Origin of the sequence: Micromonospora okii (assembly GCF_020884795.1) — a bacterium.
In the GTDB taxonomy this organism is placed as follows: Bacteria; Actinomycetota; Actinomycetes; order Mycobacteriales; family Micromonosporaceae; genus Micromonospora; species Micromonospora okii.
Genome location: NZ_BBZF01000021.1, coordinates 34,151 through 50,799, shown reverse-complemented (window position 1 = coordinate 50,799; position 16,649 = coordinate 34,151). Strand labels below are relative to the sequence as shown.

Annotated in this window: 19 protein-coding genes; 13 read left to right on the top strand and 6 right to left on the bottom strand. The window is 75.3% G+C overall.

Annotation, left to right across the window (positions count from 1 at the left end; translation table 11 throughout):
• Positions 1-3 precede the first annotated feature (3 nt).
• The 3 genes from LPU43_RS20275 to LPU43_RS20265 all read right to left on the bottom strand — a co-directional run bounded on the left by LPU43_RS20275 (position 4) and on the right by LPU43_RS20265 (position 2,645).
• Positions 4-1,383 carry a hypothetical protein gene (locus LPU43_RS20275; protein WP_229402063.1) on the bottom strand — a complete coding sequence of 460 codons (1,380 nt, stop codon included), beginning with the start codon at positions 1,381-1,383 and terminating at the stop codon, positions 4-6.
• A gap of 29 nt (positions 1,384-1,412) precedes the next feature.
• The gene (locus LPU43_RS20270) at positions 1,413-1,970 is read right to left on the bottom strand and encodes an NUDIX hydrolase (RefSeq protein WP_229402062.1); all 558 of its coding nucleotides are present in this window, start codon (positions 1,968-1,970) and stop codon (positions 1,413-1,415) included.
• Between the two features lie 72 nt (positions 1,971-2,042).
• Positions 2,043-2,645 (bottom strand): DUF4291 domain-containing protein, encoded by a 603-nt coding sequence (locus LPU43_RS20265; protein WP_229402061.1) that lies wholly within the window; start codon positions 2,643-2,645, stop codon positions 2,043-2,045.
• 116 nt (positions 2,646-2,761) lie between these two features.
• Here LPU43_RS20265 and LPU43_RS20260 point away from each other — a divergent pair, with 116 nt between their 5' ends.
• Positions 2,762-3,256: a type II toxin-antitoxin system PemK/MazF family toxin gene (locus LPU43_RS20260; RefSeq protein WP_229402060.1), complete on the top strand. Its 495-nt coding sequence runs from the start codon at positions 2,762-2,764 to the stop codon at positions 3,254-3,256.
• Between the two features lie 186 nt (positions 3,257-3,442).
• On the opposite strand, the gene LPU43_RS20255 is transcribed toward LPU43_RS20260, so the two are convergent.
• On the bottom strand, positions 3,443-4,090 hold the full coding sequence (locus tag LPU43_RS20255) for a GGDEF domain-containing protein (protein WP_229402059.1): 648 nt from the start codon (positions 4,088-4,090) through the stop codon (positions 3,443-3,445).
• Between the two features lie 266 nt (positions 4,091-4,356).
• Here LPU43_RS20255 and LPU43_RS20250 point away from each other — a divergent pair, with 266 nt between their 5' ends.
• The 6 genes from LPU43_RS20250 to LPU43_RS20225 all read left to right on the top strand — a co-directional run bounded on the left by LPU43_RS20250 (position 4,357) and on the right by LPU43_RS20225 (position 10,012).
• Positions 4,357-4,596, top strand: coding sequence for a DUF397 domain-containing protein (locus LPU43_RS20250; protein WP_229402058.1), 240 nt, complete (start codon positions 4,357-4,359; stop codon positions 4,594-4,596).
• Positions 4,597-4,746: 150 nt separating this feature from the next.
• On the top strand, positions 4,747-5,628 hold the full coding sequence (locus LPU43_RS20245) for a Sco1979 family transcriptional regulator (RefSeq protein ID WP_505845935.1): 882 nt from the start codon (positions 4,747-4,749) through the stop codon (positions 5,626-5,628).
• 97 nt (positions 5,629-5,725) lie between these two features.
• The gene (locus tag LPU43_RS20240; RefSeq protein WP_229402056.1) at positions 5,726-6,658 is read left to right on the top strand and encodes a DedA family protein; all 933 of its coding nucleotides are present in this window, start codon (positions 5,726-5,728) and stop codon (positions 6,656-6,658) included.
• Positions 6,659-7,386: 728 nt separating this feature from the next.
• A complete protein-coding gene (locus tag LPU43_RS20235) occupies positions 7,387-7,989 on the top strand; it encodes a hypothetical protein (RefSeq protein ID WP_229402193.1) in 603 nt (200 codons plus the stop codon).
• A gap of 180 nt (positions 7,990-8,169) precedes the next feature.
• Entirely contained in the window at positions 8,170-9,141 is a 972-nt protein-coding gene (locus LPU43_RS20230) for a pirin family protein (RefSeq protein ID WP_229402055.1), read from the top strand.
• A 205-nt stretch (positions 9,142-9,346) separates the two neighbouring features.
• Complete coding sequence (locus LPU43_RS20225; protein ID WP_229402054.1) at positions 9,347-10,012, top strand: hypothetical protein; 666 nt, start codon at positions 9,347-9,349, stop codon at positions 10,010-10,012.
• 212 nt (positions 10,013-10,224) lie between these two features.
• Here LPU43_RS20225 and LPU43_RS20220 read toward each other — a convergent pair whose 3' ends face one another.
• A complete protein-coding gene (locus LPU43_RS20220) occupies positions 10,225-10,872 on the bottom strand; it encodes a DUF1345 domain-containing protein (RefSeq protein ID WP_229402053.1) in 648 nt (215 codons plus the stop codon).
• Positions 10,873-10,909: 37 nt separating this feature from the next.
• Positions 10,910-11,179 (bottom strand): DUF2795 domain-containing protein, encoded by a 270-nt coding sequence (locus LPU43_RS20215; RefSeq protein ID WP_229402052.1) that lies wholly within the window; start codon positions 11,177-11,179, stop codon positions 10,910-10,912.
• A gap of 184 nt (positions 11,180-11,363) precedes the next feature.
• On the opposite strand from LPU43_RS20215, the gene LPU43_RS20210 reads away from it, so the two are divergent.
• The 6 genes from LPU43_RS20210 to LPU43_RS20185 all read left to right on the top strand — a co-directional run bounded on the left by LPU43_RS20210 (position 11,364) and on the right by LPU43_RS20185 (position 16,648).
• Positions 11,364-11,777, top strand: coding sequence for a DUF2267 domain-containing protein (locus LPU43_RS20210; protein ID WP_229402051.1), 414 nt, complete (start codon positions 11,364-11,366; stop codon positions 11,775-11,777).
• Positions 11,778-11,786: 9 nt separating this feature from the next.
• Positions 11,787-12,968, top strand: a complete 1,182-nt coding sequence (locus LPU43_RS20205; protein ID WP_229402050.1) for a glycosyltransferase family 4 protein — start codon at positions 11,787-11,789, stop codon at positions 12,966-12,968.
• Positions 12,961-14,016 carry a glycosyltransferase family 9 protein gene (locus LPU43_RS20200; RefSeq protein WP_229402049.1) on the top strand — a complete coding sequence of 352 codons (1,056 nt, stop codon included), beginning with the start codon at positions 12,961-12,963 and terminating at the stop codon, positions 14,014-14,016. Before LPU43_RS20205 ends, LPU43_RS20200 begins: the two co-directional genes overlap by 8 nt.
• Positions 14,017-14,192: 176 nt before the next feature.
• A complete protein-coding gene (locus LPU43_RS20195; RefSeq protein WP_229402048.1) occupies positions 14,193-15,212 on the top strand; it encodes a TerC/Alx family metal homeostasis membrane protein in 1,020 nt (339 codons plus the stop codon).
• 111 nt (positions 15,213-15,323) lie between these two features.
• Positions 15,324-15,914, top strand: a complete 591-nt coding sequence (locus LPU43_RS20190) for a sulfite oxidase-like oxidoreductase (protein ID WP_229402192.1) — start codon at positions 15,324-15,326, stop codon at positions 15,912-15,914.
• Positions 15,911-16,648, top strand: coding sequence for a ferredoxin reductase (locus LPU43_RS20185; RefSeq protein WP_229402047.1), 738 nt, complete (start codon positions 15,911-15,913; stop codon positions 16,646-16,648). Before LPU43_RS20190 ends, LPU43_RS20185 begins: the two co-directional genes overlap by 4 nt.
• Position 16,649 lies beyond the last annotated feature (1 nt).

Here is a 16,649-nt window from a genome sequence, read left to right as displayed (position 1 = left end):
CCCCTACGCCGGGGGTGGCTGGGCCGCGGGGAGGTCCTCGGGCTCGGCCACCCAGCCGGAGAAGACCGGCACACCGTGCCACGGACCGACGCCGTCGCCGCGCCGGTCCGTGGCGACGGCCACCACCGCGTACGGGTGGCCGAAGCGCAGCTCGGCGACCCGGGCCACCCCCTCCGGGGGCAGGCTCACCAACCCGAACGCCCCGGTCACCGCGGCGGCGGCGAAGCCGTGGCGGTCGTACCGGGCGGCCACGGCCTGCCGGGCCTGCACCCCCAGGCCCGGCAGGCCGAGCAGCGCCGCGAGGGCCCGGCCGACGGCGGGGAACCCGAGCCCGGACAGGTCGTGGGTGTCCCGGGCGGACCAGCAGGGCAGCACCGCCGCGTGCCGCTCCTCCCGGCCGCCCGGGGCGTAGGTGCGCACGATCTCCTCGCGCAGCGTCCACAGCGGCGTCTCGCCGAGCGGCAGGTCGAACAGCGACCGTCGCCCGACGGCCTCGCCGGCGTCGGCGTCGGCGGCGATCCGGTACGCGGCGGCGAGCACCTCGGCCGGGGCGACCCGGGGATCGGCGGCCACCGACACCACGAGCAGCCCGGCCTCGTCCTCTCCGGCCCCGGGGCTGCCCGTTCCGTCCTCTCGGACCTGGGGGTTCCGCGCCCCGTCCTCCCCGGCCCCGGCGGGCCGCGCCGCCGCCACGTGCACGGCCACGTCCCCGGCCTCCGGGGTCGCGGCGATCCAGGCCCGGTGCCCGGTCGGCGGGGTGCGCAGCACCCGGGTCAGCCGGTCCGCCCACGGGCTGCCCGCGCCCAGCGCCGCCGCCGGGGCGACGTCGAACGGGTCGGCCCAGGAGATCCGGGTGGCCAGCGCCGACGCCAGCGCGACCACCACCTGCGGCGAGGGCGTCAGCGGGAACCGGTCGATCAGGCCGGCACTGTGCTCGCGGGCCCAGGCGTCCAGCCCGGCGGCGTCCGGCAGCTCGCCGGTGGCCGTGGCGCGGGGGAGGGCGGCCTGCCAGGCGTCCAGCGCGGCGGTCTCGACGCCGGGCCGGTGCCAGACGGCGGTCGCGGACGGCACGAGCGGGTGCGGGGCGTCGAGCAGCGCGGCGGCGGTCCGCGCGGCCGTCGCCAGGTCGGTGCCCAGCGCACCGGCGAGGCTGTCGTCACCGGTGCTGGTGCCGTCATCGCCGGTGTCGGTGCCGGTGCCGGTGCCGTTGCGGGTGCCGCCGTCGTCGGTGGTGCCGCCGTGCCGCCCGTCCGGGTCGGCCGAGGCGCAGAGCGCCAGCAGCAGCCAGGCGCCCAGCGGGGACGCGACGTGGTGCCGCCCGCCGATCGAGGCGTGCAGCCGGGCGGCGTAGCGGGCCAGCGGGCCGTGCGGGTTCGTCGTCATCCGCCTACTGTGCCCGCCCCGGGCCGCCGTCACGACCAGAGTTCGAACGGCTCGTCGATCTCCTCGCCCGCCAGGAACGGGGTGAGCAGCTCCGGCAGCCGGCCGGGGTAGAACCGCTCCCGGCTCTCGACGACCCCGCCGACGGGCCACCACCGGAAGCCGAAGTAGTCCTCCCGCTCGTAGTCCAGCCGGTCCGTCTCGTCCACGTCGGGGCCGGGGCCGTCGAGCCGCACCGCCACGATCACCTCGTCCTGGACGTGGCGGAGCTGGCGGTGGATGAAGCTGGCCCGCCGCCGCCAGCGCGGCGGACCGACCCGGGCCGGGTCCACCCGGATGCCGGTCTCCTCGCGCAGCTCCCGCACGGCCGTGTCGAGGTACGTCTCGCCGGGGTCGGCGCCCCCGCCGGGCAGCTCCCACCACGTGCCGAGCCGGGGATGGTCGGGGTCCCGGGTGTGGAACAGCAGCAGCCGCCCGTCGGCGTCGAGCACCACGAGGCGCACCGCGCTGCGCCGGACGACCGGCAGATCGTCGGGGATGCCCGGCAGGTCGTCGGGGGTGTCCGGCTTGTCGTCCGAGGTGTCCGGCACGGTGGCTCCTTCCGTCCGCCGCCTCGCGCGGCCCGGCCGGTCCCATCGTGCGCCACGGCGGCGGCGACGCCCTCAGCCGGGGTGGGCGGCGACCGCCCCGGCCACCGCCCCCGGCAGCGGATAGGGGCGCTCGGCCGGCAGCAGCGCCTCGGCCGAGGCATCGTCGCCCGCGTCCAGCCGGGCCCGGATCGCGTGGGCGGTCGCGGTGACGTCGCCGATCCCCACGAGCCAGTCGTCGACGTACCGGCGGACGGCCTCGCCGGAGAGGCCGACCTGGAGGCTCCGGTGGGGCAGCGGGTGGGCCCGCACCGTGCGCTCCGGGTCCCACTGCACCCGCACCGGGCTGGACCGCAGCCGCCGGGCCCAGCTCTCCCGGTCCGCGTACGCGCCGGGCTCGTAGGCGCTCAGGCAGGCGTGCGCCAGGGCCCACTCGAACCCGGCGCGGCTTATCTCGACGGCCAGCACCCGCTCCTGGCCCGGCTTGCGGGCCCAGCCGCAGCGGTACATCATCCAGCGGAACGAGGGCTTGATCCAGGTCATCCGGTCGCGCTTGAACGGGGGCACGAAGCGGCCCGCCGCGACCGCCGGGCCGGCGATCTCCGCCGGGTACGCCTGGTACACGGTGATCGTCTCGGCGGTGTACGAGGCGCGAACCTGTCGCGGGGGGATGCTCACGCCGGCATCGTCGCGGCTCGCGCCCGGCACCTCCACCGCTTTTCCCACTCGGATCGGTCGTCGACCCGGCCCCGGCCAGGCTGCGGATGGTCGACGACCCGGTTAGGCTCGCCGCCGTGGCAGGTCTGTTGAGGAGCGTGGCGTCCCGGCTGGGGCGGATCACCCGTGGCGCCGCCGCGCCGGCGCGTACCCCCGGCCCGATCCCGGCCCAGGTGGCACGGCACCGGCAGGTCGCGGCGTTGCAGCGGCGGGAGCTGAGCTACGCCCCGGAGCCCGACGGGCAGGCCGACCCGGGGGAGATCGTCTGGACCTGGGTGCCGTACGAGGACGACCCCCGGCAGGGCAAGGACCGCCCGGTGCTGGTGGTCGGCCGGTCCAGCCGCACGCTGTTCGGGTTGATGCTGTCCAGCCAGAGCGAGCGGGACGGCCAGCGGCACTGGCTCGCCCTCGGCCCGGGCGCGTGGGACCGCGACAACCGGCCGAGCTGGGTCCGGCTCGACCGGGTGCTCACCATGCGGGAGGACGGCATCCGGCGCGAGGGCGCGGTGCTGGACCGGGCCCGCTTCGACCGGGTCGGCCATGCCCTACGCGCCGGCTACGGCTGGCGCTGACCCCCGCCGGCCCGGCGCGCTCGACGTGCGCGGGGCGTCGGCGCTCGCGTGTGGAATCTCGGCGCTCGGCGTGCGCGGGGTGCCGGCGCTCGGCCTGCGGGGGCCTCGGTGTAGGGGGTAAGGGCGCTCGGCCTGCGGGGCCTCGGCAGCCGGCGCGCGGGGTCCTGGCGCTCGGCGTGGCGTGCCTCAGCGCTCGGCGTGCGTGCTGTCCACGAGCTGCCGGGTGGGTCGGGACGAGCCGACGCTCTTCGCCCGGTACATCGCCGCGTCGGCGCGGTCGAGCGCCTCGGTCAGTTGGGCCGGGCCGGTGACTGGGGAGAGGCCGACGGACGCGGTGACGCAGAGGTCGAAGCCGCCGAGCGGAATGGGCGCGGCGAGCGAGTCGCGGAGCCGGCGGGACGCCCGCTCGATCCAGCATCGGTCCACCGTCGGGCTGACCAGCAGGCCCGCGAACTCGTCGCCGCCGAGCCGCGCCACGAGGTTGTCGCCGGCGAACGCGGCCAGCCGCTGGGCCACGTTGATCAGCACCTGGTCGCCGGCGGCGTGCCCGTAGCGGTCGTTGACCTGCTTGAAGTCGTCCAGGTCGAGCACGACGGCGACCAGCGGCTCACCGGCGGTGTCGGTCAGCAGGGTGGCGGCCAGCCGGAAGAAGGCCCGCCGGTTGGGCAGGCCGGTGAGCGGGTCGTGGCTGGCGGCGTGCCGCTCGGCGGCCAGCTCCGCCTGGAGGTGCTTGATCTCCGCCTCGGCCAGCAGCGCCCGGCGGCGCAGTTGCCACGCGGAGACGAAGGCCCCGGCGGCCGAGATGCCGGATGCGATGGTCAACGGATCCAGCACGCACCCTCCCTCGCCGCGTCCGCCCGCGCGGGTGACGACCGCTGCCGGTCGATGCCCGTCGGGCTTCGTTTTCCCTGCTACAACCCCGTTTGAGGTAACCCAAAGTGAAGGCTTGGGTACACCTTACGTGCGATATCATGCTCGCTGTCCGGTGCAGATGCAATAGCAGATGCACGTGCATCCAGACCCCGGTTCGTGATCCGACCCCCTGGCCAGCACCGCTCCTCCCCGCGGCATCGGCAGGCTCTTGAAGAGAAAGACGCCCCATGCAGCAGCCCCCCAACGGCGTTCCCGCCGCGCAGCTTCCCCCGCTCCACTGGCAGAAGAGTCGGCGAAGCAACCCCAGCGGCAACTGCGTCGAGCTGGCCGAGCTTCCCGGTGGTGGCGGCATCGCCGTCCGCAACTCCCGCCACCCCGAGGGGCCGGCGCTGATCTACACGGTGGACGAGATCGCGGCCTTCGTCCTCGGCGCGCGGGACGGCGACTTCGACCACCTGATCGACTGACCCCACGTCGCCGCCGTGGTCCCGTCAACGGGACCACGGCGGCGACGTGGGCGCGGGTTCACCTCACTGTCGGCTCATGGCATGCTTACACGTCGGCCGGGGTCGGGGTCCGGTCGACGGAGCCTGGCAAGCGGAGGTCGGCACGTGACGATGGTTCCCACGGAGGGTGGCCCGGCCACCGGCCCCACCGTGCTGCGCATGTTGCTCGGTGCGCAGCTACGTCGGCTGCGGGAGGCCCGCGGGGTGACCCGGGAGGGCGCCGGCTGGGAGATCCGCTCCTCCGAGTCGAAGATCAGCCGGATGGAGCTGGGTCGGGTCGGCTTCAAGGAGCGCGACGTCGCCGACCTGCTGAGCCTCTACGGGGTCACCGACGCCGAGGAGCGGGAGGCGATGCTCAAGCTCGCCCGCGACGCCAACAGCCCCGGCTGGTGGCACCGCTACGGCGACGTGCTGCCCTCCTGGTTCCAGTCCTACCTCGGCCTGGAGGCCGCCGCCGCGCTGATCCGCAGCTACGAGGTGCAGTTCGTTCCCGGCCTGCTCCAGACCCGGGAGTACGCGCGGGCGGTCGTCCTGCTCGGCCACCGGAGCGCGGACACGGAGGAGATCGAACGGCGGGTCTGCCTGCGTATGCGGCGTCAGGAGCTGCTGCGTCGCCCGCAGCCGCCGCAACTCTGGGTGGTGGTCGACGAGGCAGCGCTGCGCCGCCCGATCGGCGGCGCCGAGGTGATGCGCGGCCAGCTCACCGCCCTGATCGAGGCGACCCGCTCGCCGCACGTGCGGTTGCAGATCATCCCGTTCGACGCGGGCGGGCACGCCGCGGCCGGCGGGGCCTTCACCATCCTGCGCTTCGGCGACCAGGACCTCCCGGACATCGTCTACATCGAGCAGCTCACCAGCGCCCTCTACCTGGACAAGCGTGAGGATCTCGACTACTACGCGGCGGCCATGGAACGCCTCTGCGTCGAGGCCGAGCCGCCGGAGCGGACCCGGGAGCTGCTCGCCCGGCTGCGCGACGAGCTCTACCCACAGTGACCGCGACGGGGCGGGCGCGTGGCGGCCACGACGGAATGCGCACGGTCGGTCGGCGGGGCCGTGGCCGCTCGCCGAGGCGGACGACTAACGTAGTCGGATGATCAGCACGCAGCCGCTCCTGTCCTTTCCGACCACGGTCGCCGCCGGGCCCGAGCCCGGGTCCGACGGGGTGGTCGGATTCGTCACGGGTCTGGTGGAACGGCTCGGCGGCCCCGGGGCCGGGCTGGCGGTCGCGCTGGAGAACCTGTTCCCGCCGATCCCCAGCGAGGTGATCCTGCCGCTGGCCGGCTTCGTGGCCAGCCAGGGGAGGATGAGCCTGGTCGGGGCGATCGTGTGGACCACCATCGGCTCGGTCGTCGGCGCCCTGGCTCTCTACGCGATCGGCGCGATGCTCGGCCGGGACCGGATGCGGGCCATCGCCAAGAAGCTGCCGCTGGTCAAGCTCGAGGACGTCGACCGGACCGAGGCTTGGTTCCTCCGGCACGGCGTCAAAGCGGTGTTCTTCGGCCGGATGATCCCGGTGTTCCGCAGCCTCATCTCGATCCCGGCCGGTGTGGAACGGATGCCGGTGCTGACGTTCCTGCTGTACACCACCCTGGGCAGCCTGATCTGGAACACGGTCTTCGTGATGGCGGGCTACTTTCTCGGCGAGAACTGGCACGTGGTCGAGGGGTACGTCGGCGCCTTCCAGAACGTCGTCATCGTGGTGACCGCGCTGGCGGTCGGGTGGTTCGTCGTCGCCCGGGTGCGCCGGGTACGCGCCGCGCGCCGCGCCACCGCTGCGGGCCTCGACCCGGCCGCCGCCCCCGACGGCCCCATCGCCTTCGGCGGGCCCACCTCCTTCGGTGGCCCCGCGCCCTTGGGCGGCCCCACCGCCTTTGGTGGCCCCGCCGCTGGCCAACCTCTCCCCGCCGACGGCCCCGCCGCGCCCGGTCCTCTCGACGCCGGCCTGGGCGACGCGACGCCGGGGGGCGACTACCGGGGGACGGTCTACCGCAGCGGCTACAACCGGGACGACTCCGAGCGCTGATCGCACCCGGGAGAGGGTGAGGGCACCGCACAGGCGGCTTCGACCCGGTACGGGCGACCGCCGGCTGACTCCATGTCGGCGACGTGGCGGCATCACCGGGACACGGATGCCGCCATGTCCCCGACGTGGAGCGGATCAACCTGGCCCTCGGCGCGGGAACGTGCGCCTTCGGCCCGGGTGCGGACGCCGGGCGGCTGACTCCATGTCGGCGGCATGGGGGCATCCCCGGGACACGGATGCCGCTGTGTCGCCGACATCGAGTGGATCAATCGGACCTCGGGCCCGGAAACGTGTCTGTTTGTCCGGTTTGGGGCAAGTGTGGCCGCCGTCCGGTGGCCCGTGCGCTCGCTGGCCCGGAGATGGGCTTTCCGTCCCCGGCGTCCGGTGCCGGTGTCGGCTGTGGGGCGGTGCGTTCCGGCTATCCGGGTCGGGTGTGACCGGCGGCATCGTGGGGTCGGAATCGTGGCGGGCCCGGGGTCGTTACACATGGCGTACGACCGAGTAGCGCAGTGCCTCTGACCTGCGCCGACGCCCCCACCCCCCGGGTTGCCGGGTGGGAATGGCGGTGGGTGGCCGGTCGTTACACATGGTCCCCGGGCCGCGAGCCGGCCGGGCGAAGACTTCTTCTCCTCGTGATTTCTTGTTGGGCGCCGTGCGTGGTGCTCACACCCACCCTGTGCTGATCCCCTTTGGGGTGGGTGTCGATCCCCCGAATGGAGCTGTCGATCATGAACACGATGCTGCGTAAGAGTGTGCTGGGTATCGCTGGTCTGGCCTTCGCCGGTGGTCTGGCCGCCGGTCCCCTGAACCACGACACCACCACCCCCACCGCTGCGGTGGATGCCCGACCCGTCGCCGCCGCCGTGCAGGCCGACAAGCCCGCCGTGGACATGGGCAAGCTGATTCCGCACGGTGTGCAGGGTGAGCAGTCGCACATCGACCTTGACGACGAGCAGACCGCGAACGTGAAGGCGATCATCGCCGCGACGAAGAAGGCCGGCATGGACGAGCGCGCCGCCGTCATCTCGATCGGCACGGCGTTGCAGGAGTCGAAGCTGGAGAACCTGGGTCACCTGGGTGACCGCAACGACCACGACTCGCAGGGCCTGTTCCAGCAGCGCCCGTCGTCGGGCTGGGGCAGCGTGGAGCAGATCACCGACCCCGAGTACGCGACCATGGCGTTCCTGAAGGGCCTCAAGCAGGTCGACGGCTGGCAGGACATGCCCCTGACCGAGGCCGCCCAGACGGTGCAGGTGTCGGCGTACCCCGACCACTACGCCCAGTGGGAGCAGCAGGCCGCCGACCTCGTCGCCCAGCACTGGAACAGCTAAGACCCACCCGCACCACCCCGCCTACCGGCCGGGCCCCCACCCACGGGGGCCCGGCCGCTTGCGTATCCGGATGCGCCGGCACCACGGGGCTTCGTCCCACGAGGGGGACCGCGTCCGTCCGCCGGTGACGGGGAACTGTTCGGGTGCCGGGGGTGGCCGCGCCGGGCGTACAGTCGGGCCGTGGACCGCACCGAGTCTCTGCCGGCGCAGACCCGCCCGCCCGGCGTGGCGGACGTCGACCCGGGCAGCGTGCTGCTGCCCGGCAACGACGTGCCGCTCGGGCGCTACACGACCGTGCGGCGGCTGCTGCCGCAGCGGCGGCGGCGGATGGTCGGGGCCTGGTGCTTCGTGGACCACTTCGGCCCGGACGACGTCGCCGAGCGACCCGGGATGGAGGTGCCGCCGCACCCGCACACCGGGTTGCAGACGGTCACCTGGCTGCTCGACGGGGAGATCGTGCACCGCGACAGCCTCGGCACCGTGCGGCCGATCCGGCCGGGGCAGCTCAACGTGATGACCTCGGGGCACGGGATCGCCCACTCGGAGCGGTCGCCGGCCGCGCATCCGCCGGTGATGCACGGCGTGCAGCTCTGGGTGGCCCTGCCGGACGCGGCGCGGGCCGGCGCGCCCGACTTCGCGCACCACGCCGACCTGCCGCTCTGGCGCGACGGCGACCTGGACGTCACCCTGCTCGTCGGCGAACTCGGCGGGGAGCGGTCCCCGGCCGTCACGCACACCCCGCTGGTCGGCGCGCAGCTCACCGCCGGCGGCGCGGCCCCGGCCCGACTGCCGCTGCGCCGCGACTTCGAGTACGCGCTCCTGGCCATGTCCGGCTCCGCCCGGGTGGGGGACGTGCCGCTGGCACCGGGCGCGCTGCTCTACCTCGGCTCGGGACGGCAGAGCGTGACCCTGGACGCGGCACCGGGCAGCCGGCTGCTGCTGCTCGGCGGGGCACCGTTCGAGGAGCCCCTGGTGATGTGGTGGAACTTCGTCGGCCGCTCGCACGAGGAGATCGTGGCGGCCCGCGAGGACTGGACGGCGGGCCGCCGCTTCGGCACGGTCGCCGACGACGCCGCCCCGCCGCTGCCCGCCCCGGCGCTGCCGACCACCCGGCTGAAGGCCCGCACCCGGCACGGCGACATCCTGCGCTGACCGCGTGCCTTGGCCCGGCACGGCGACATCCTGCTGACCAGGTCGCCGTCCGGTGCCACCACATCCTGCCTGACCACCTGCGTCCGTCGGGCAAGCGACATCCTGCGCTGACCCGTGGTGCGTCCGCCCGGCGCGGCGGATACCGCGCGCCGACCGGGTACGTCTCCGGCAGGCGTGGCGGGCGGCGACGCGGGTAGTCGCGGCCATGCCGACCACTGCGATCTCCAGCATCGAGGACAGGAAGCGCCTGGCGCGCCGGCTCGCGGGCAGCGGTCGCGGCTTCGCCGAGCAGTACGGCTTCCGGGTCACCAACAACCCGTCGAACCTGTTCCAACTGCTCGTCCTGTCGGTCCTGCTGGCCCGCCGGGGCGACTTCCGGCGGGCCGTGGACACGGCGGCGGCGCTGCGCGACGCCGGCTGGGACAGCGCGGCGCGGCTGGCCCGGTCGCTGCACGCCGACCGGGTGCGGGTGCTGCGTGAGGCGGGCGGGCGCGGTGACGTGGACGGGCTCGCCGACACCCTGGGCGACCTGGCCCGCGCCGTGGTGGAGCGGTACCGGGGCGACCTGCGCCGGCTGCGCGCCGTGGCGCACCACGACCCGGCCGGCGAACGGGCCCTGCTGGCCGAGCTGCCCGGGGTCGACGCCGAGGTGGTGGACCTGTTCCTGCGTGAGGCGCAGGCGCTGTGGCGGGAGGTGGCCCCGGTGGCGGACCGCCGGGCCCTGACCGCCGCCCGCCGGCTGGGCCTGGGCCGGTCGGCGGCCGACCTGGCCGGCCTGGCGGGCAGCGGCGAGTCCGAGCGGCTGGCCTGGCTGGTGGGGGCGCTGGCCCGGGTGGAGCTGGAGAAGCGGTACGCCGATCTGATCGACTGATCGTGCCCTGGCCCACAGTTCTTCGGATTTTGGCCGTTAGGCTGATGGCAGCCGCTATGATGATCTCGGTTGCGCCGCCCACCCGGTTCGGGGGGAGGTCGCCGCCCGGCGGTGCGGCCCGGTTCGGGCCACGGTCACCGCCGGGGGACAGGGATCTGCGTGGCGCCCCGGTCGCGGTTCGTGACCCGGGCGCCCGCCTGTCTCCGACCCCTTCACCGGGCCAGGCCGGCCAGCAGGTTCACCGCCGTGGCGATGATCACCGCCCCGAACAGGTACGACACCAGCGCGTGCCGCAGCACCGTCGTGCGCATCTCGTTGCTGGTCAGGTTCGTGTCGGAGACCTGGAAGGTCATCCCCACGGTGAACGCCAGGTAGGCGAAGTCCGAGTAGCGCGGCGGTTCCCCCTGGTGGAACACGACTCCGCCGTCGGTGCCCGAGTAGTAGATCCGGGCGTACCGGGCGGTGAAGACGGTGTGCACCACCAGCCAGGAGAGCAGCACGCTGGCCACGCCCAGCCCGCTGCGGGCCTCCCGGGGCAGCCCGGCCGGGGCGCGGTGCGCGGCGACCAACACGAGCGCGACCGCGACGAGGCTGGCCAGGCAGGCGACCAGCAGCAGCACGTCGCGGGCGGCCCGGTTCGGGTCCTCCCGCCCGGCCAGCCGGGCGGTGCCGCCGGCGTCCAGCGGCCACAGCGTGCGCCAGACCAGCACCAGCCAGCTCAGCGCCGCGGCGTCCCAGCCGACCAGCGGCGCGAGGCGGGGCGGCCCGACGGCGGCGACCAGGCCACCGGTCAGCAGGCCGACCAGCCCCATCGCGGCAAGCTGGAGCACCGCCGGGGTGTGCCCGTCGGCTCGGCGCACCGGCCGTGCCCCCACCCGCCCGCGCCGCCGAGACGGCTCAGACGCCGCGCAGGTGCTGCGAGACCCGGGTGTGCGGCTCCCGCGCCTGGGCCGCGCGCTGCGACCGGCCCACCTCGGGAGCGGCCTCGATCTTCGCCGACCGCGCCACCTCGGCGCCGTTGGCGTAGTCGACCGGTGGCAGGGCCCGCAGCGCGCGCAGCACGTCCGGCGGGGCGCCCTCGCGTTCCGCCTCGCGGATCACCTCGTCCTTGCCCGCCGGGTAGTCGAGGCTGGACAGGTACCGCAGGACGTCGTCGTAACTCGCCATGGTGTGCGCTCCTCGCCGCTTCGATCCGGTGCACGACTTCGATCCGGTGCACGACCGGCGGCGGTTACCCGCCCGCCGGCCGCTCACGCCCCCGGCGGCGGGGAATCGCGGGTGCGCCGGGGGCGTCGTTTCCGGCCCCGCCCGGCGGGTACGCGACCGGCCCGAGGCTGTGGAAGGAGCGCGCATGAACTACGACACCTTCGTCGACCAGGTGGCCCAGCGGGCCGGGGTCCCCGCCGAGCGGGCCGTCGAGCTGTCCCGGGCGACCCTGGAGACCCTGGCGGAGCGGTTGACCGGCGGTGAGGTGCTCGACCTCGCGGCGCAGCTGCCGAAGCCGTTGCAGGTCGTGCTGCGACCCAGCCCGGACACCGAGGCCGCCGACCGGTTCGGGGCGGCCGAGTTCGTCGCGCGGGTCGGGCAGCGGGCCGGCCTCGACGAGCGGGCCGCCCGGGACGCGGTCCGGGCCGTGTTCGTCACCCTGCGCGAGGCGGTGACGGGTGGGGAGTTCGACGACATCGTGGTCCAGATGCCGCGCGACTACCGGCACATGGTCGAGCCGGCGCTCCTCCCGGGCGCCGCGAGCCCGCGCCGCCGCTGAGGGGGTGGCGTGACCGACGACCGCCGGATCCGGGTGGCCCTGCTGCACGGACCGGGCCGCCCCGAGGCCGACGGGGTCAGTGACTACGTCGCGCGCCTGGCCCGCGCCCTGGGCGAGGTGGGCGTGGACGTCGCCACCGTCGCGGTGCGCCCGGACGGCGGGTCGCCCGCCCGCTGGTGGGCGGCGACCGCCCGCGCCGCCCGCCGGGCCCGCCGGCTGCGGCCGGACGTGGTGCACGTGCAGTTCGCCCCGTCGGCGTACCGCTTCTCCGGCGTGCCCGGCCTGCTGCCGCTGCGGCTGCCCCGGGGCGTGCCGCTGGTGACCACCCTGCACGAGTACGGCTGGTGGGCCGCGCCGGGCTGGCTGCCCGGCCCGCTCTGGGCGGCGGTGGAGCGCACCGGCCGGTGGGACCGGGAGACCGGCCGCCTCGTCCCGGCCAGCGCGGCGGTGGTGGTCACGAACCCCGGCCACGCGGCCGTGCTCCGCGCCCGCACCGGCCGCGACGCGACCCGCGTGCCGATCGCCCCGAACGTGACCGACCACCCCGGGGCGGCCGCCGCCGGCCGCCGCCTGCGGGCCGAGCTGGGGCTGGCCGAGGGCGCCCCGCTGCTGGCCTTCTTCGGCTTCGTCCACCCGGTCAAGGGGCTGCGGCACCTGGTCGAGGCGCTGCCCGAGCTGCGCGGCGCGCACCCCGACCTGCGGTTGCTGGTGGTCGGCGGGTTCACCTCCCAGGCGCTGCCCGAGGCGGAGGCGGCGGCGTACCGGGCGGAGCTGACCGCGCTCACGCAGCGCTGCGGGGTCGCCGACGCGGTCACCTTCACCGGGCACCTGCCGGCCGAGCGGGTCTCCGCCGCGCTGCACGCCGCCGACGTGGTGGTGCTGCCGTTCACCGCCGGGGTGGGCACCAAGAGCGGGGCGCTGCTCGCCGCCCTCGCCCACGGCGTGCCGACCGCGGTGACCCTGCCCGACGGCGACGACGAGCTGGCCAACAGCGGCGCGGTGGCGGTGATCCGGGCCCGCCGGGACAGCGCCGCGATCGTCGCCGCGCTGCGGCGGCTGCTGGCCGATCCGGTGCTGCGCCGACGGCTCGCCGAGCGGGGGCGGGCGTTCGCCGCCGCGTACTCCTGGCCACGGGTGGCCGCCGCGCACCGCGACCTCTACCGCGGGCTGGTGGGTGGCGGGCATGGCTGAGCCGTACGCCGAGATCCTGGTGGTCGACCTGCTCGGTGGGATCGGCGACCTGCTGATGCTGCTGCCGGCCGTGCACGGGCTGGCCCGCCGCCACCCCGCCGCCCGGCTGCGGGTGCTCACCCACGCTCCCGGCGCGGACCTGCTGCGCGCCGACCCGGCGGTGGCGCAGGTGCGCACGCCCCGGCACGGCCGCCCCGGCGCGGAGCGGCAGGCCGTCGTCGACGCCCTCGCCGCCGTGCCGCCCGACCTGGCCGTCACCACCACCCGGTACGACGGCATCCCCGACCTGCTGGAGGGCAGCGGCGCCCGCTGCGTGACGGACCTGTGGTGCCGGCCGCCGCCGGACCAGCCGGTGGGGGAGCGCTACCTGGCGATCCTGCACGCCGAGGGCCTGCTCGACGCCGCCGACCTGGCCGCCCGCCCCCGCGTGCGCCCCCACCCGGCGGCCCGCGCGGCGGGGGAGCGGGCGGTGGCCCGCCTGGTCGGCGCGCCCGCCGCGCCGCCGGTGGTGCTGGTCACCGACGCGGGGATGGCGGTGAAGCGCTGGCCCGCCGCGCGCTGGCGGGAGCTGGCCGCGGCGCTGACCCGGCTCGGCCATCCGGTGCTCACCGTCGGCGCGGACCCGCGCGACCCGCTGGCGGTGCCGCTGCCGCGCGCGGACCTGCCGACCCTCGCCGGGCAGTTCGCCGCCGTGGCCCGGCGCGGCGGGGTGGTGGTGGGGCCGGACACGGGGCCGGTCCGGCTGGCCTCGGCGGCCGGGGCGGCGACGGTGGGCCTGTTCGGCCCGACCGACGCCCGCCGGTACGGGGTCGTCGCCGGCCGGGCGGCCGGGCGGGGCGGCGCGGCCCCCGGCGGTGTCGACCTGCAGGGGCTGCCGGAGTGCCCGCACCGGTCACCCACCGCGATCACCGAGCAGCCCTGCTGGTGGCAGGCCCGCTGCCCGCTCGACCCGGTGGGGCCGGCGTGCATGGCCGACCTGCGCGTCTCGGACGTCCTCGCCGCGATTCGGTCGGCGGCCGGCTCCTCAGTCGGCGACTCTCCGTCATGAGGGGGTGGTGGCTTGGCGAGTCGGCGGAGGCTGACCTAACCTGGTCGCACGAGGGGAGTACTTCCCACGAACCATTCCGGTCAGTACGGCGTGCCCGGAGCATGCCTCGGGTGGTTGCCCACGCGAAACGTGGGTGAAGGAGACCTCGAACATGCCAGGGTGTTCGAGGAGACTCCATGACCGAATTGTCCTATCTGTCTGCAGGTGAGCTGTCGTCTGTCGGCACGCCCTCGCTCTGGGCCATCACCATCGCCGGGGTGATCGCCCTGCTGGTGCTGGACTTCATCGTCACCCGCAAGCCGCACGAGGTGTCGATCAAGGAAGCGCTCGGCTGGTCCGCCTTCTACATCGCCCTGCCGCTGGCCTTCGGCGCCTGGGTCTGGTCCCGCTTCGGCTCCCAGCAGGGTGTCGAGTACCTGACCGGGTACCTGGTCGAGAAGTCGCTCTCGGTCGACAACCTCTTCGTCTTCATGCTGCTGCTGGCCGCGTTCGCGGTGCCCACGGAGCTGGCCCAGCGGGTGCTGCTCTACGGCATCGCCGGGGCGCTGGTGCTGCGGGCGGTCTTCATCGCCCTCGGCGCGGCGGCGCTGCAGACCCTCGACTTCGCCTTCCTGATCTTCGCGCTCATCCTGATCTTCACCGCCGTCAAGCTGCTCCGCGACGCCCTCACCGGTCACGAGCAGGAGGTGGACATCAACAAGATGCGGTCGGTGCGGCTGCTGCGCAAGATCATGCCGGTCGTCGAGGAGTACCACGGCCCCCGGCTGACCGTCCGGCAGCAGGGCCGCCGGGCGCTGACCCCCTTCGCCCTCGTGGTGGTCGCGGTGCTCGGCACCGACATCGTCTTCGCCGTCGACTCCGTGCCCGCCGTGTACGGCATCACCGAGGACCCGTACCTCGTCTTCGCCACCAACGCCTTCGCCCTGCTCGGCCTGCGCGCGCTCTACTTCGTGCTGCACGCCGCGCTGAGCCGGCTCGTCCACCTCAGCTACGGCCTGGCGATCATCCTCGCCTTCATCGGCCTGAAGCTCGGCCTGCACTGGGCGCACGGCATCTGGCCGGGCGTGCCGGAGATCCCCACGCTGGCCTCCCTCGGCGTGATCATCGGCGTGCTGGTCGTCGTCACCCTGACCAGCCTCCGCGCCACCCGCAACGCCGGCTCCGGCGACAAGGAGATCGTCGCCCCCCGGGGCTGACGCCGCGCGGCCGGCGGCGCGGGCGGGGCTCCGGCCCGACCCGCGCCCGCCGCTGCCGGCGATCCGGCTCCGCCGCGTCGCCGCAGGTGGTACGACTGAGGCGTGGGCATCGTGTCACCGGGCTTCCAGGGCCGCCCCCGCTCGGCGCAGCCGGCCCTGCCACCGGGCCAGTACCTGACCGAGGACTTCCCGGTGCTCTCCGCCGGCCCGACGCCGAAGGTGGGGCCGGAGACCTGGGAGTTCGTCGTCACCACCGAGGCGGGCGCGGAGTACCGCTGGTCCTGGGCGGAGTTCACCGCCCTGCCGCAGGACACCCCGACGGTCGACATCCACTGCGTCACCCGCTGGTCGAAGCTCGGCACCACCTGGCAGGGCGTCTCCCTGGACGTGCTGCTCGACGGCGTCGACACGGGCGCGGCGTACGCGCTGGTCCACTCGTACGGCGGGTACTCCACCAACCTGCCGATGGCCGACCTGCGCGGCGGGCGGGCCTGGGTGGTGCACCGCTACGACGGCGGTGACCTGCCCGCCGAGCACGGCGGCCCGGCCCGGCTGCTCGTGCCCCACCTGTACTTCTGGAAGTCCGCGAAGTGGGTGCGCGGCATCCGGCTGGGCACCACCGACGAGCCCGGCTTCTGGGAGACCGCCGGATACCACGACTACGGCGACCCGTGGCGCGAGCAGCGCTACGCCGGCGATTGAACGCCCCGCCGCTGACCTGGCGGGTGGCCCGGCTCGTCGAGCGCCGGGCCGAGACGCCGACCGCCCGGACCCTCGTCCTCGACGTGCCCGGCTGGCCGGGGCACCTGCCCGGCCAGCACGTCGACGTCCGGCTCACCGCCGCCGACGGGTACCAGGCCGCCCGCTCGTACTCCCTCGCCGCCCCGGCGGACGGGGAGCGCATCGAGCTGACCGTGCAGCGGGTGCCCGACGGCGAGGTGTCGCCGTACCTGATCGACGTCTGGGCCCCGGGCGACCCGGTGGAGGTGCGCGGCCCGGTCGGCGGCTGGTTCGTCTGGCGGGCCGCCGACACCGCGCCGGTGCTGCTGGTCGCCGGCGGCTCGGGCGTGGTGCCGTTGATGGCGATGGCCCGGGCCCGGCGGGCGGCGGGCAGCCGGACGCCGTTCCGGCTGATCTACTCGGCGCGCACCCCCGAGGACGTGTTCTACGCCGACGAGCTGCGCCGCCGCGCCCGCGACGACCGGGGCCTCGACGTGACGTACGTGTACACCCGGGCCGCGCCCGTCCGGTGGCGGGGCGAGCCGCACCGCATCGGCCCGGCCGACGTGAACACCCACGGCTGGCCGGCCGACCTGGAGCCGCTGTGCTACGTCTGCGGGCCGACCGGCTTCGTGGAGACGGTGGCGGACCTGCTGGTCGGCCTGGGTCACCAGCCCCGGCGGGTCCGCACCGAGCGGTTCGGCCCGACCGGCTAGG

Bases quoted from the DNA above. Each gene is read 5' to 3' on its own strand.
- LPU43_RS20240 (WP_229402056.1), top strand. From the start codon at position 5,726: ATGATCAGCACGCAGCCGCTCCTGTCCTTTCCGACCACGGTCGCCGCC.
- LPU43_RS20215 (WP_229402052.1), bottom strand. From the start codon at position 11,179: ATGGCGAGTTACGACGACGTCCTGCGGTACCTGTCCAGCCTCGACTAC.
- LPU43_RS20210 (WP_229402051.1), top strand. From the start codon at position 11,364: ATGAACTACGACACCTTCGTCGACCAGGTGGCCCAGCGGGCCGGGGTC.
- LPU43_RS20250 (WP_229402058.1), top strand. From the start codon at position 4,357: ATGCAGCAGCCCCCCAACGGCGTTCCCGCCGCGCAGCTTCCCCCGCTC.
- LPU43_RS20200 (WP_229402049.1), top strand. From the start codon at position 12,961: ATGGCTGAGCCGTACGCCGAGATCCTGGTGGTCGACCTGCTCGGTGGG.
- LPU43_RS20235 (WP_229402193.1), top strand. From the start codon at position 7,387: ATGAACACGATGCTGCGTAAGAGTGTGCTGGGTATCGCTGGTCTGGCC.
- LPU43_RS20245 (WP_505845935.1), top strand. From the start codon at position 4,747: ATGGTTCCCACGGAGGGTGGCCCGGCCACCGGCCCCACCGTGCTGCGC.
- LPU43_RS20225 (WP_229402054.1), top strand. From the start codon at position 9,347: ATGCCGACCACTGCGATCTCCAGCATCGAGGACAGGAAGCGCCTGGCG.
- LPU43_RS20275 (WP_229402063.1), bottom strand. From the start codon at position 1,383: ATGACGACGAACCCGCACGGCCCGCTGGCCCGCTACGCCGCCCGGCTG.
- LPU43_RS20195 (WP_229402048.1), top strand. From the start codon at position 14,193: ATGACCGAATTGTCCTATCTGTCTGCAGGTGAGCTGTCGTCTGTCGGC.